Annotated in this window: 10 protein-coding genes; 8 read left to right on the top strand and 2 right to left on the bottom strand. The window is 55.1% G+C overall.

Annotated elements, in window-relative coordinates; translation table 11 throughout:
- Window positions 1–71: 71 nt before the first annotated feature.
- Window positions 72–566 (top strand): PadR family transcriptional regulator, encoded by a 495-nt coding sequence (locus tag FZF21_RS18770; protein WP_063946008.1) that lies wholly within the window; start codon window positions 72–74, stop codon window positions 564–566.
- On the opposite strand, the gene FZF21_RS18775 is transcribed toward FZF21_RS18770, so the two are convergent.
- The gene (locus FZF21_RS18775) at window positions 563–2,122 is read right to left on the bottom strand and encodes a methyl-accepting chemotaxis protein (RefSeq protein WP_063946009.1); all 1,560 of its coding nucleotides are present in this window, start codon (window positions 2,120–2,122) and stop codon (window positions 563–565) included. The two genes, FZF21_RS18770 and FZF21_RS18775, sit on opposite strands and share 4 nt — an antisense overlap.
- Window positions 2,123–2,361: 239 nt before the next feature.
- On the bottom strand, window positions 2,362–3,882 hold the full coding sequence (locus FZF21_RS18780) for a PAS domain-containing methyl-accepting chemotaxis protein (RefSeq protein ID WP_033487685.1): 1,521 nt from the start codon (window positions 3,880–3,882) through the stop codon (window positions 2,362–2,364).
- Between the two features lie 422 nt (window positions 3,883–4,304).
- On the opposite strand from FZF21_RS18780, the gene ygjG reads away from it, so the two are divergent.
- The 7 genes from ygjG to FZF21_RS18815 all read left to right on the top strand — a co-directional run bounded on the left by ygjG (window position 4,305) and on the right by FZF21_RS18815 (window position 12,438).
- The gene (gene ygjG / locus FZF21_RS18785) at window positions 4,305–5,684 is read left to right on the top strand and encodes a putrescine aminotransferase (protein WP_167497067.1); all 1,380 of its coding nucleotides are present in this window, start codon (window positions 4,305–4,307) and stop codon (window positions 5,682–5,684) included.
- 601 nt (window positions 5,685–6,285) lie between these two features.
- The gene (locus FZF21_RS18790; protein WP_149121176.1) at window positions 6,286–6,828 is read left to right on the top strand and encodes a fimbrial protein BcfA; all 543 of its coding nucleotides are present in this window, start codon (window positions 6,286–6,288) and stop codon (window positions 6,826–6,828) included.
- A 71-nt stretch (window positions 6,829–6,899) separates the two neighbouring features.
- Window positions 6,900–7,433, top strand: a complete 534-nt coding sequence (locus FZF21_RS18795; RefSeq protein ID WP_017382406.1) for a fimbrial protein — start codon at window positions 6,900–6,902, stop codon at window positions 7,431–7,433.
- Between the two features lie 46 nt (window positions 7,434–7,479).
- Window positions 7,480–8,190, top strand: coding sequence for a fimbria/pilus periplasmic chaperone (locus FZF21_RS18800; protein WP_149121175.1), 711 nt, complete (start codon window positions 7,480–7,482; stop codon window positions 8,188–8,190).
- A gap of 60 nt (window positions 8,191–8,250) precedes the next feature.
- Window positions 8,251–10,875, top strand: coding sequence for a fimbrial biogenesis usher protein (locus FZF21_RS18805; protein WP_047738221.1), 2,625 nt, complete (start codon window positions 8,251–8,253; stop codon window positions 10,873–10,875).
- A complete protein-coding gene (locus FZF21_RS18810; RefSeq protein ID WP_017382409.1) occupies window positions 10,876–11,883 on the top strand; it encodes a fimbrial protein in 1,008 nt (335 codons plus the stop codon). It abuts the gene before it with no gap.
- Window positions 11,884–11,892: 9 nt separating this feature from the next.
- A complete protein-coding gene (locus tag FZF21_RS18815) occupies window positions 11,893–12,438 on the top strand; it encodes a fimbrial protein (RefSeq protein ID WP_032649605.1) in 546 nt (181 codons plus the stop codon).
- Window positions 12,439–12,442 lie beyond the last annotated feature (4 nt).

The following is a 12,442-nucleotide window of genomic DNA, read 5'->3' on the forward strand; positions in this document are numbered from 1 at the left end:
ATCAAGATTTTTTAGATTACATCTGAATATATCTTAGATATAGTTTAGATATATCAAATTGAGGGAAAAACATGCGACACGAACACGACGGCGGCGGACGCCGGCCACGATTTTTTGGTCATGGCGATTTGCGGCTGGTGATCCTGGATATCCTGACCCGCAACGCGAGCCATGGTTACGAACTGATCAAAGAGATCGAAAACCTGACGCAGGGACATTACACGCCAAGCCCTGGCGTGATCTATCCGACGCTGGATTACTTGCAGGATCAGGCGCTTATCACCATTACCGAAGAAGAGAACGGCCGTAAGCGGATTGCGATTAACGCCGCCGGAGAACAGTGGCTGGAAAATAACCGGGAACAGCTGGAGCAGATCCAGACGCGTATCAAGGCGCGCGCCGTCGGGTTCCAGCTGCGCAAAAACCCGCAGATGAAGCGGGCGCTGGATAACTTCAAAGCGGTACTGGATCTGAAGGTTAATCAGGGAGAGCTCAGCGACGCGCAGTTGAAACAGATTATCGGCGTGATTGACCGCGCGGCGCTGGAGATCTCCCAGCTGGATTAAGCCAGCACGCCGTCGCTCACGCGGAACACGCGAACCAGCTCTTTCAGGTGCATCGCCTGTTCGTTAAGGGATGCCGCCGCCGCAACGGACTCCTCCACCAGCGCGGAGTTCTGCTGGGTGGTGGCGTCTATCAGGCCAATCGCGCTGTTGATCTGCGAGATGCCTTCCGTCTGTTCGTGGCTGGCCTGGCGAATCTCACGCAGGATTACGTCCATCTCCTCTACGTTGCCGACCATGCCGTTGATAAGCCCGCTGGCCTTCTCCACAAGGTTCATGCCGTCCTGCGTCTGGCTTGTGGAGCTTTCAATCAGCTGGCGGATCTCACTCGCAGATGTTGCACTTTTCTGCGCGAGCTGGCGTACCTCGCCCGCCACCACCGCAAAGCCACGACCATGCTCACCCGCGCGCGCCGCTTCGACCGCCGCATTCAGCGCCAGAATATTAGTCTGGAAGGCAATGGCGTCGATCAGGTCGATAATGTCGGACATCCTGTTCGATGTTTCGTTAATCAGGCGCATCTTGCTGGTGACCTGCTTCATCATCTCGCCGTTGTTTTTGACCACGGCAGCCGCATCGGCAGACAGGTTCGTCGCTTCTCCGGTGTGGGACGCGGTGTTCTTCACCGTAGCGGTGATCTGCTCCATCGAGGCGGCCGTTTGTTCAACGGAACTGGCCTGCTCCTCCGTGCGGGCAGCCAGATCCTGGTTGCCCGCGACAATTTGCGCGGCGGCGCTGGAGATGTTTTCCGATCCGGTTTGCACCTGCTGCACAATCTCCAGCAGGCGCGTTTTCATCTCCATCAGTGCGGTGAGTAGCAGTCCGGTTTCATCCTTACCGTGCGAGATAATGCTGCCGGTGAGATCGCCATCGGCAATGGCCTCCGCAAAATTCACCGCGTCGTTCAGCGGTCGGGTAATGGATCGCACAATGAACCAGCCAGTCAGGCTGGCTGCCGCGACGCTGAAAAGCGTAATCAGGACCAGCAGGAGACGATTGGTGCGGAAATCGCCTTCCACCTGCTCGCCCGCACTCTGCATTTCATGGTCCTGGATCGCAATCAGCGCCTGCACTTTCGCTTTATAGGACTGTTGCAGATTCAGGGTGTTGGTCATCATTTCGTTTATCGCGCCCGCACGGTCGTTATTCTGCACGGCCTGCAAAATGCGGTAGCGCGAGTCAAGATATTGCTGGCGTACGCCGTGGATATCGGCCAGCACCTGTTGGGATTTTTTATCCTTGAGAGCGTTGTCCAGCTCGCTCAGGATTGCGGAGATGCGCTCGCTGATCGCCTTCAGACGCTGCTCTGATTGCGCCGTGTACATCCCCTGTTCGTCCAGCAGCATGAGCTGCTGCGTGCTTATAAATTCCTGGAAGTTGTCGATTAACTGGTTCGCTTTTACCGTCGTTGGATAGTCGCTGGTAAGGATGGTTTGCATTCCATTGTTTGCCCGATTCAGGCTCATCAGAGACAAGCTTGCGCTGACGACCATCAGGACAATAAATAATCCAAACGCCAGAAATAATTTCGTGCCGATCTTTACGTCATGTATGAACATATTTACCCCATCGATGTGATTATTTCTCAGACGATCGCTGTTATCGACAGGAAACACGCTAACTTTATGACTTTGATCGTTTTTTTATTTTTCACTCTCAATGAATCTGGATTGTAACAATTAAAAACCGGGCGCTTTTTTTAGTTACTTAATATTTCATTAACAACATAACTTATTCTGAAAAACAAAAAAGCCGTTTACCCCGGAGGAATAAACGGCTTTATCGAAGCATGCATTTCTTAATGCAGCACGGTAACCGCATCTTCAAGGCGTCCGGCCCGGTGCTTAACCATCGCGGAAATCTGCGCGCTCTCTTCGACCAGGTCAGCATTTTTCTGCGTAATGCTGTCCAGCTCTGCCACGGCACGGGTCAGCTCTGTCAGGCCTGTCGCCTGCTCTGAGGTGGCGTGACTGATCTGCGCGATGAGCTGCGTGACGTTTTTCACCTGCTCGACAATATCATCCATGGTACGTCCCGCGGCGTGAACCTGCTCGGCGCCCGACTGCACTTTGCTGGCGCTGGCGTCGATCAGCTTGCGAATATCGTTAGCCGCGTTCGCGCTGCGGCTGGCAAGATGACGCACTTCGCCCGCCACCACCGCAAAGCCTTTCCCCTGCTCGCCCGCGCGTGCCGCCTCAACCGCGGCGTTCAGCGCCAGAATATTGGTCTGGAAGGCAATGTCATTGATAAGGGAGGTAATAGAGCCAATGCGCTGGGTACTGTCGGCAATGTCATCCATGGTTTTCACCACGGTCTGCATCACGGTGCCCCCCTGCGTGGCCGCGCTGCTGGCGGCCATCGATAGCTTGTCGACTTCGGCTGCGGTCTCAGAGTTACTCTGCACCGACGCCGCCATCTGGTTCATTGTTGCCACGGTCTGCTGCACGTTAGCCACGGTCTGGCGCGTGCGGTCGTTGAGATCTTCATTGCCCTGCGCCAGCCTGTCGCTGCCGTCGCGCACGCTCACCACCTGGCTGGAGACGTCGTTGATCAGCCAGCGGCACATCAGCCCCAGCTGTCCGACGGCCCGCAGCGTCAGCCCCAGTTCATCGCTGCGGTTAAGATGCTGCACGCTGTTACGCTCTCCGGTAGCGACCCTGAGCGCCTGCCGTGCGACGTTTTCCACCGGGCGGACAATCTGTTGTTCAAACACCAGGGTGCCAAGCAGCATCACCACGGCTGCCGCCACCAGCGAAGCCCAGCCCGCGGCACTGGCAACCAGCGTTGCGGCCATCACCGCGAAAAGTATCGCCATCACGCTGCGCACGCGCCAGCGCAGCGGCATCGCCGGTAATTTACCGAGCCAGCCTTTGCGCACCACCAGCCCTTTATGAATGCGTTTTTTGCAGCGTCCTTCGTTGAGCGCCTTATAAAGCGGCTCCACCGCGGCGACCTCGTCCTCGGTAGCGCGGGTACGAATGGACATATAGCCCGTCATCTGGCCGTTACGCACCATCGGTACCGCATTGGCGCGTACCCAATAGTGATCGCCATTTTTACGTCGGTTTTTGACAATCCCGCTCCAGGGTTCGCCCTTTTGCAGCGTGTACCACATGTCGGCAAAAGCCGCTTTCGGCATATCCGGGTGGCGCACAATGTTGTGCGGTTGCCCGAGCAGCTCCTGGAGCGTAAAGCCGCTCACTTGCACAAAGGTGTCGTTAGTGTGGGTCATGTAGCTGTGGAGGTCGGTGGTCGACATAAGCGTGGTGTCATCGTCCAGCGGATATTCATTCTGGGTGACATAGTCAGGAGAGGACATAGTGAGCATCCCTTGCAGGTTATTTGAATGTTAATTTTGTGGCTTATGTTTTTTCGGCGATAAAAAATTTATCTTTAGTTGTTAAATATGATTGAGATCGCAAATCTCGGTTAAACCGCACTTTTCGTACGTTTTTCTAATTAATTGATTTAAAATACTTTCGGCATGAAACTACCTACAAAGCATGATACCCCGGTGCACACTTAAGGCGCATTCCCTGCCCTGGAGCAGTGCAATTGACGACACCCCATCCCCGGCTCGTTATCCCTTATCCCGTGCGGCGCGCGATGGCATGATTAAATATTGTGCAACTTTGATTTCACCTGGCGTTTATCCCGATTTTTGTTAAGGCATCTGAGGTGGCGTAATCCCTGCAATACTTAACTCAGTATCATGTGATACGCGATCCCCGGGAGCATATTTTGAACAGGTTACCTTCCAGCGCCTCGGCTCTTGCCTGTACCGCGCACGCACTGAATCTCATTGAGAAGCGAACGCTTGATCATGAGGAGATGAAACAACTTAACCGTGAGGTCATTGATTACTTTAAGGAGCATGTGAATCCAGGTTTTCTGGAGTATCGCAAATCTGTTACCGCCGGCGGGGATTACGGAGCCGTAGAGTGGCAAGCGGGCAGTCAGAATACGCTTGTCGACACCCAGGGACAGGAGTTTATCGATTGCCTGGGGGGTTTTGGTATTTTCAACGTGGGGCACCGTAATCCAGTTGTGGTTTCCGCCGTACAGAATCAACTTGCGAAACAACCTCTCCATAGCCAGGAACTGCTCGATCCGCTTCGCGCCATGCTCGCGAAAACGCTGGCAGCCTTAACGCCCGGTAAGCTGAAATACAGCTTCTTCAGCAACAGCGGCACCGAATCGGTCGAAGCGGCGCTCAAGCTCGCTAAGGCGTACCAGTCACCGCGCGGGAAATTTACCTTTATCGCCACCAGCGGCGCGTTCCACGGGAAATCCCTGGGCGCTCTGTCGGCGACCGCTAAATCTACCTTCCGCAAGCCGTTTATGCCGCTGCTGCCGGGCTTCCGCCACGTGCCGTTTGGCGACATCAACGCCATGCGCATCGTGCTGAGTGAATGCCGTAAAACCGGCGACGACGTGGCGGCGGTGATCCTGGAGCCGATTCAGGGTGAAGGCGGCGTGATCCTCCCGCCGCAGGGCTATCTGCCCGCCGTGCGTCAGCTGTGCGATGAGTTTGGCGCGCTGCTGATCTTCGACGAAGTGCAGACCGGGATGGGGCGCACCGGCAAGATGTTCGCCTGCGAGCACGAGAACGTTCAGCCGGACATTCTGTGCCTGGCGAAAGCGCTCGGTGGCGGCGTGATGCCGATTGGCGCAACGGTCGCCACTGAGGAGGTCTTCTCGGTGCTGTTCGATAACCCGTTCTTACATACCACCACCTTTGGCGGTAACCCGCTGGCCTGTGCGGCGGCGCTGGCCACCATCAACGTCCTGCTGGAGCAAAACCTGCCCGCGCAAGCGGAGCAGAAAGGCGACATGCTGCTGGACGGCTTCCGTCAGTTGGGCCGGGAATATCCGGATCTGGTACAGGATGCGCGCGGGAAAGGGATGCTGATGGCGATTGAGTTCGTTGATAACGAAACCGGTTATAGCTTCGCAAGCGAGATGTTCCGCCAGCGGGTACTGGTGGCGGGAACGCTTAACAACTCGAAAACCATCCGCATTGAGCCACCGTTGACGCTTACCATTGAGCAGTGTGAGCAAGTGCTGAAGGCGGCGCGTAAGGCGCTGGCGGCATTACGTATTGCCGTAACATCCGCCTGAACATTTATTTTTCCTGCCCTTTTAGCAGTATCAGGGCGATATGCAAAGAAATCCCTGGGATACGCCAGGGATTTCTTTATGCAGTCAGACTGAGGAATAATGTGCATAAGTGCAAACACGGTTCATCATATAAATTTAAAATATCTTTTATGTAATATCAGATTGTAAAAGCAGCCGGATAATAACACCAACGCATTCCCAACGCATGTCCGAATAATGACAGCCGTAACGTCTTGCATTATTAACAAAACCACGATGACATTCATCGCAGACATTAATAAAACCGACCAACGAATAGAAATGCAGTTCTGACGGCGTGCAATATCATTCAAACAAATAAATTATGAGTTAATTTTATATTTAGTAAAACTAATAAAACATCAACCCATTATCACATTGATATAATATTATTTAATCCGTAGAATCCCCTCATTCATCAGCGCAGTGGCGGATGATATAAAACCAGTAACAACGCCTTGGGTAAAAATAATATATTAATCTAAAAACATATCCTATACCACTGCCTCGAAAAAAGATTCACGTGACATTGTGAATATATTATTTCAATTGACAGCATGATGTTTATCTAAAAAGGATTTGTATGAAAAAGCAAGTTATAGCAATGGCTGTTGCCGGCGCGCTGGCTGGTGGCATGGCAATTAATGCGCAGGCCGATACCGTTACCGTTTCCGGCGGGACCGTCAACTTTGTCGGCCAGGTGGTAAACGCCGCCTGTTCCGTCGCGGCTGACTCCGTAGACCAGACCGTTACCCTGAGCCAGGTGCGTACCGTCAAGCTGACAACGGTCGGCATGCAGGCCAACCAGAAAGAAGATTTTAAAATCATTCTGGAAGATTGCGACGCCACCGTTAGCCAGAATGCCGCCGTGATCTTTAACGGCCAGCAGGACCCTGCTGTAGAAGGCAGCCTGGCGAACACCGCTGGCGCAGGCTCGGCCAAAAACGTTGCGCTGCAACTGTTCGGGCCGGACGGCCAGGCGCTGAACATTGGCGATACCTCCTCCAACGTTAAGCTGATCAACGGCGAAAACATCATCCCGCTGAGCGTGGATTACGTGGCCACAGGCGCGGCCGAGCCGGGCAACGTCTCCTCCGTCGCAACGTTCCAGATGGTTTATTCCTGATTCGTTAGCCGATCTCGCTTCTTCGCCTGCGGGCGGAGAAGCGTTGTCCGGCAAGCGTTAGAGAGTTCGCAATGCAGCAATCCATAAATCGGGCGCTGCTGATAGCCGGCACTGCGCTTTTTGCCGTATTGCCAGCCGCGGCAAAGGACGATGGAAGCGTGACCTTTCAGGGTCAGGTCGTCAATGCGGCCTGTTCCGTCAGCATGGATTCCCAGGATCAAATCGTGCATATGGGACAGGTACGCAATAGCCAGTTCATCGCCGCCGGTGACTGGGCCAAACCGGTACCCTTCTTCATCACGCTGGAAGCATGCGACACCAGCGTAAGCCAGCGCGCCGGGGTGCTGTTTAGCGGCGAGTCTGACGGCAACGATCCCCAGGTTTTTCGCGCGGGCTATGGGCCTGGCGCCGCCACCGGGATTGGTATCGGTCTATTCGATGCGATGGGGAACCTGGTAAAGCCAGACACCGCGCCCCCCTGGTACAGACCTTTGCAGGACGGTGAAAACCGGCTGAGCTATATCGCCAGGTATCGCGCCACCGAAGATAGCGTCAACGCTGGTACCGCGAACGCGCAGGTCTGGTTCATCGTTTTTTACCAATAACTGACTCACAGGCAAGAAGCCTGACACATGAGAAACTGAGGGAACAATGCGTATCATTACATCACGCTGTAAACTGACTCGTCTGATAGCTGGCGCGCTAACGGCTCTGTTCGCGATGGGGGTGGCCGGTTCTGCCAGCGCAGGCGGTATCGCGCTCGGGGGAACCCGGGTGATTTATCCCCAGGGTGATAAGCAGGCTTCATTAGCCATTATTAACTCTTCAACGAATACCACTTTTTTAATTCAGAGCTGGGTGTCCAACGCCGAAGGGGCAAAATCAGCGGATTTTGTCATTACGCCGCCGCTGTTTGTTATCCATCCTAAAAAAGAGAATACCCTGCGTATTATGTACGTGGGCCCCGATCTGCCTGTCGATCGTGAAAGCGTTTTTTATCTGAACAGCAAAGCCATACCTTCCGTCGAGAAAAATAAGCTTTCCGGTAATACGCTACAAATTGCCACCCAGAGCGTTATTAAACTTTTTATCCGGCCGAAAAAATTGCCGTCGCTCTCTATTGATGCGCCCAAAACATTAACCTGCTCAGTCACCAATGGAAATGTCACTATTACCAATCCATCGCCTTATTACGTTTCGTTGGTTCAGTTTTTCGTCGGCAGCACGCAACTGGCAAATAACATGGTAGCGCCCAAAAATAACCTGGTGGTGGAGATCCCCGGTGGCGGCACTGGCAGCGTGAGGTTTCAGACCGTTAATGACTTTGGTGCCAACACGCCCGTTCAGTCATGCGCGAAATAAGTCGTATACGGCGTTACGTATGACGTTTTGTCATTAAAAGCCTCGCAGGTAAGGGAAGACATGAAGCGTGTTCAGCCACGAAGATTTTACGCGCTCGTCAGAGCGTCGCTAACGCCGCTGGCGTTGACGATTGCGGGACTCCTTTCGTCCATCACCGTGCGCGCGGAGTATTTTTTTAACCCGGCATTTTTGTCGAGCGATCCTTCCGCCGTGGCGGATCTCTCCCGTTTTTCAACAAATGGCCAGGCGCCGGGCGTCTATCGCGTGGATCTCTGGCTGAATGGAACATTTGTCACCACCCGCGATATCAACTTTATCGCCAGAACCGTAACGGACGGAGCCGTACAGGGCGACGACACGGGGCTAATGGCCTGCCTGACGCCCAAAGCGTATGAAAACCTGGGCGTCAACGTTCAGGCATTCCCGGCGCTGGCCGCCGCGAAAGCCGACAGCTGCGTGGACATTGCCGCCATTATTCCGGCCGCTGCCACTCTCTTTAATTTCGAACAGCAGCGTCTGGAAATCAGCATTCCGCAGGCCGCATTACGCAACAACGCGCGCGGCTATATCCCGCCAGAGCAGTGGGATGAAGGTATTAACGCTCTGCTGCTGAACTATAACTTTAGCGGCTCATACAGCCGCGATCGCAGCGAAAACGGCACACCCCACAAAAGCTATTTCCTCGGCCTGAACAGCGGGGTGAATCTTGGTGCGTGGCGTCTGCGGGACTACTCGACGTGGAACTACTATAACAGCGACGAGAACCGCCATAGCGAATGGGAACATATCAACACCTATCTTGAGCGGACGGTGATTCCGCTAAAGGGCAGACTGACGGTGGGCGATAGCTATACCTCGTCGGAAATTTTCGACAGCCTTCCCTTTCGCGGCGCGCAGATCGCCTCGGACGACAACATGCTGCCAGACAGCATGAAAGGCTTTGCGCCCACCATTCGCGGGATTGCCAAAAGCAACGCGCAGGTCACCATCAAGCAGAACGGCTATAGTCTTTACCAGAGCTACGTTCCGCCCGGCGCCTTCGCCATTAACGATCTCTTCCCAACCTCCTCCAGCGGCGACCTCACGGTGGAAGTGAAGGAGACGGACGGCAGTATCTCCCGCTATTCCGTTCCTTACTCCGCCGTACCGCTCCTCCAGCGCGAAGGGCGGGTGAAGTATGCCCTGACGGCGGCACAGTACCGCAGCAATAACGGTCAGCAGGACGAGGTGAATTTTGCCCAGGGCACGCTGATTTGGGGGCTACCGCAGGGCGTAACCGTCTATGGCGGCTCACAGCTTTCCGGCGATTATCACGCGCTGGCTCTTGGCGCTGGCCTCAATATGGGCAACTTTGGCGCCGTCTCTCTCGACGTTACCCACGCGCGCAGTACGCTGGCCGACGACACCAGCCATACGGGGCAGTCTCTTCGTTTCCTGTATGCCAAATCCCTCAACAAGATGGGTACGAACTTCCAGCTGCTGGGCTACCGCTACTCCACGTCCGGGTTCTATAACCTGGATGAGACAACCTACACACATATGCAGGGCTATACGGGCGATGCGGAGCAGGATGACGCGAATGAGGCCACGAACTGGCTGGACTACTACAACCTCAACTGGACTAAACGCGGCAAGCTTCAATTCAATATTTCGCAGCAGCTAGGCGGGCTCGGCTCGCTGTTCGTGACCGGAAGCCAGCAGAGCTACTGGCACACGGACGACAAAAACACGCTCGTCCAGGTGGGATACAGCGGTACCTGGGCCGGGATCTCATACAGCCTGACCTACAACTACAACAAATCGCCGGGCATGTCGGATAGCGATGAGATTTATGCGATTAACCTTTCCTTCCCGCTTAACCAGTGGCTTTCACCTGCCAATGACGTCAGTCAGAAGCGGAACTACGCCTATGCCACCTACGGCATGAGCGCCAATAAACATGGAGAAACATCTCAGAACGCGGGGATTAACGGCACGCTGCTGGCGGAGAACAACCTTAACTACAGCGTGCAGGAAGGTTATGCCAGCCAGGGGGCTGGCTCGCAAGGTTCCGCCAGTCTGGAATACGATGCCGCCTACGGCAACGCCAGCCTGGGCTACAACTACAGCGATAACGGCGATTATCGGGAAGTGACCTACGGCCTGAGCGGAGGCGTGGTAGCCCACCGCAACGGCATCACCTTAAGCCAGCCACTGGGTGATACCAACGTGCTGATTGCCGTACCGGGCGCGGCGGACGTCAGCGTCGAGAATGAACCCGGTATCCATACCGACGGACGCGGCTATGCGGTGGTGCCTTACGCCTCGGCATACCATCTGAACAGGATGGCGCTGGACATTAACTCCCTCTCAGACGCCATGGATATCGATGATGCCGTCACCAGCGTGGTGCCGACCCATGGCGCCATTGTGCGCGCCACGTTTAACGCCCGCCTGGGCGCACGCGCGCTGGTAACGCTGCGCTACCACGGCAAGCCGGTGCCGTTTGGCGCCATGGTTTCCCGCGACGATAACGGCAGCGACACCATCGTAGGCGAAGAAGGCGAAACCTACCTCTCCGGCCTGAGCCAAAAGGGAGTGTTGAAGGCGCAATGGGGAGAAGGGGCGGATAAGCGCTGTACGGCCAACTACCACTTACCTGAAAGCAAACAGCCGCTGCTGCGGATCACCATGGAGTGTTCATAAATGAAATTAAGGATGATGCTTCTCTCTGCCGCTGGGCTACTTTTTTCGCTGAGCAGCCTGGCCGCAACGTGCAAAAACGCTAACGGCGGAATTTCCATGGTGAATTACGATCTGACCACCACGCTCACCACGGATCAAAACATCAAGGGCAACGGTACAGAGCTGAACCGAACCCAGGATATCCACGTCAACGCCACCTGTCCCCCAGGCAACTGGGAGAAGCGCACCTATCGTACCTATATCTCACCTTTCCCCGTGGTCAAAACGGAAGGCGAGTGGAAATATTTACAGCTTGATCCGGATTATATTATCGGTGCGATGAAAATCCATGATGCCACCATCGGCGATTTTTATCCGCCGGTGGAGTATGTCCACATGGGGGGGCACGAAGAGGTGGATACGGGCGGCGTCTTCCCGGTGAACGACAGCAATCTGACCTTCAAAATACAGATTGTCAGGCCGTTCATCGGCTCGGTCGTGATCCCGCCGAAACTGATGTTTAACGTCTATGTCACCACGACGGAAAATGACCGGCCCACCGTAATCGTTTATCAGATCACCTACAGCGGCGTAATAACCGTCCCGCAAAACTGCGTGATTAACGCCGGGCAAACCGTCACCGTCGATTTTGGGGCACTCTACCACGGCGATTTCACCCAGGCCGGACAGCGACCCGACAGCGTAGCGCCAAAAACCTTTACCGTGCCGATCGAATGCAACGCTGATGTCAACTCACCGGCGCAGCTCACCCTGCGGGTACAGGGGACGGCAGACGCTCGTTTCGCCAACGCGCTGGCGACGGATAACCCGGACGTGGCCGTCGTCGTGACCAGCCCGCAGGGCGAGATCCTGCGGCCAAACGTGTTCTCAAGCAGCGTCCCCTTTACCACGGATACGTCCGGACGCGCGGACGTGACGCTGCAAGCCTACCCCATCAGCACCACCGGGCAGTCGCCAGAGCTGGGCGTCTTCAGGGCGCTGGCGCTGTTACGCATTGATTTCGCCTGAGGAAGCGTAATGACCATTTCATGGAAAAACACCGTATGGCTGAGCGTGGCCCTGTTAAACCCGCCGCTGGTGAAGGCTGACGACACAAGCTTTAACGTGCAGTTTATCGGCACCATCGTTGGGGAATCCTGTAACGTCGATACTAACAGCGCAGAGCAAACGATCGACCTGGGTGAATTTACGACAGAGGAATTTCCGCGCGTGGGCGCCACGACACCGGAAAAGCAGTTTGCCATCACGCTCAAAAACTGCACCCGCGCAATCGGCGGCACGACCGTCTGGTTTACCGGCGACGCGGACGCCAACGATCCCAAGCTGCTTGCCTTATCAGATACGGGAAAAGGGACGCAGCACATGATGGCGACCGGACTGGCAGTCGAGCTGCTCGACAGCGCGCGGGCGTCTGTCCCGATCAATAATACCGAGTCGCCGCTATATCCCCTGCTGCCGGGCGATAACACGCTGACCTTCTTCCTGCGCTATAAATCTACGCTGCCGACGGTCACCACCGGCAACGCCACCGCCGTGATGTATTTCGATCTGCTTTACCAGTAAGGAG

This window comes from Enterobacter sp. LU1, from assembly GCF_008271405.2.
GTDB classification, from domain to species: Bacteria; Pseudomonadota; Gammaproteobacteria; order Enterobacterales; family Enterobacteriaceae; genus Enterobacter; species Enterobacter hormaechei_C.

What these genes read in the sequence shown, in the direction of transcription:
- FZF21_RS18770 (WP_063946008.1), top strand. Translation starts at nt 72, where the DNA reads ATGCGACACGAACACGACGGCGGCGGACGCCGGCCACGATTTTTTGGT.
- FZF21_RS18775 (WP_063946009.1), bottom strand. Translation starts at nt 2,122, where the DNA reads ATGTTCATACATGACGTAAAGATCGGCACGAAATTATTTCTGGCGTTT.
- FZF21_RS18780 (WP_033487685.1), bottom strand. Translation starts at nt 3,882, where the DNA reads ATGTCCTCTCCTGACTATGTCACCCAGAATGAATATCCGCTGGACGAT.
- FZF21_RS18790 (WP_149121176.1), top strand. Translation starts at nt 6,286, where the DNA reads ATGAAAAAGCAAGTTATAGCAATGGCTGTTGCCGGCGCGCTGGCTGGT.
- FZF21_RS18795 (WP_017382406.1), top strand. Translation starts at nt 6,900, where the DNA reads ATGCAGCAATCCATAAATCGGGCGCTGCTGATAGCCGGCACTGCGCTT.
- FZF21_RS18800 (WP_149121175.1), top strand. Translation starts at nt 7,480, where the DNA reads ATGCGTATCATTACATCACGCTGTAAACTGACTCGTCTGATAGCTGGC.
- FZF21_RS18805 (WP_047738221.1), top strand. Translation starts at nt 8,251, where the DNA reads ATGAAGCGTGTTCAGCCACGAAGATTTTACGCGCTCGTCAGAGCGTCG.
- FZF21_RS18810 (WP_017382409.1), top strand. Translation starts at nt 10,876, where the DNA reads ATGAAATTAAGGATGATGCTTCTCTCTGCCGCTGGGCTACTTTTTTCG.
- FZF21_RS18815 (WP_032649605.1), top strand. Translation starts at nt 11,893, where the DNA reads ATGACCATTTCATGGAAAAACACCGTATGGCTGAGCGTGGCCCTGTTA.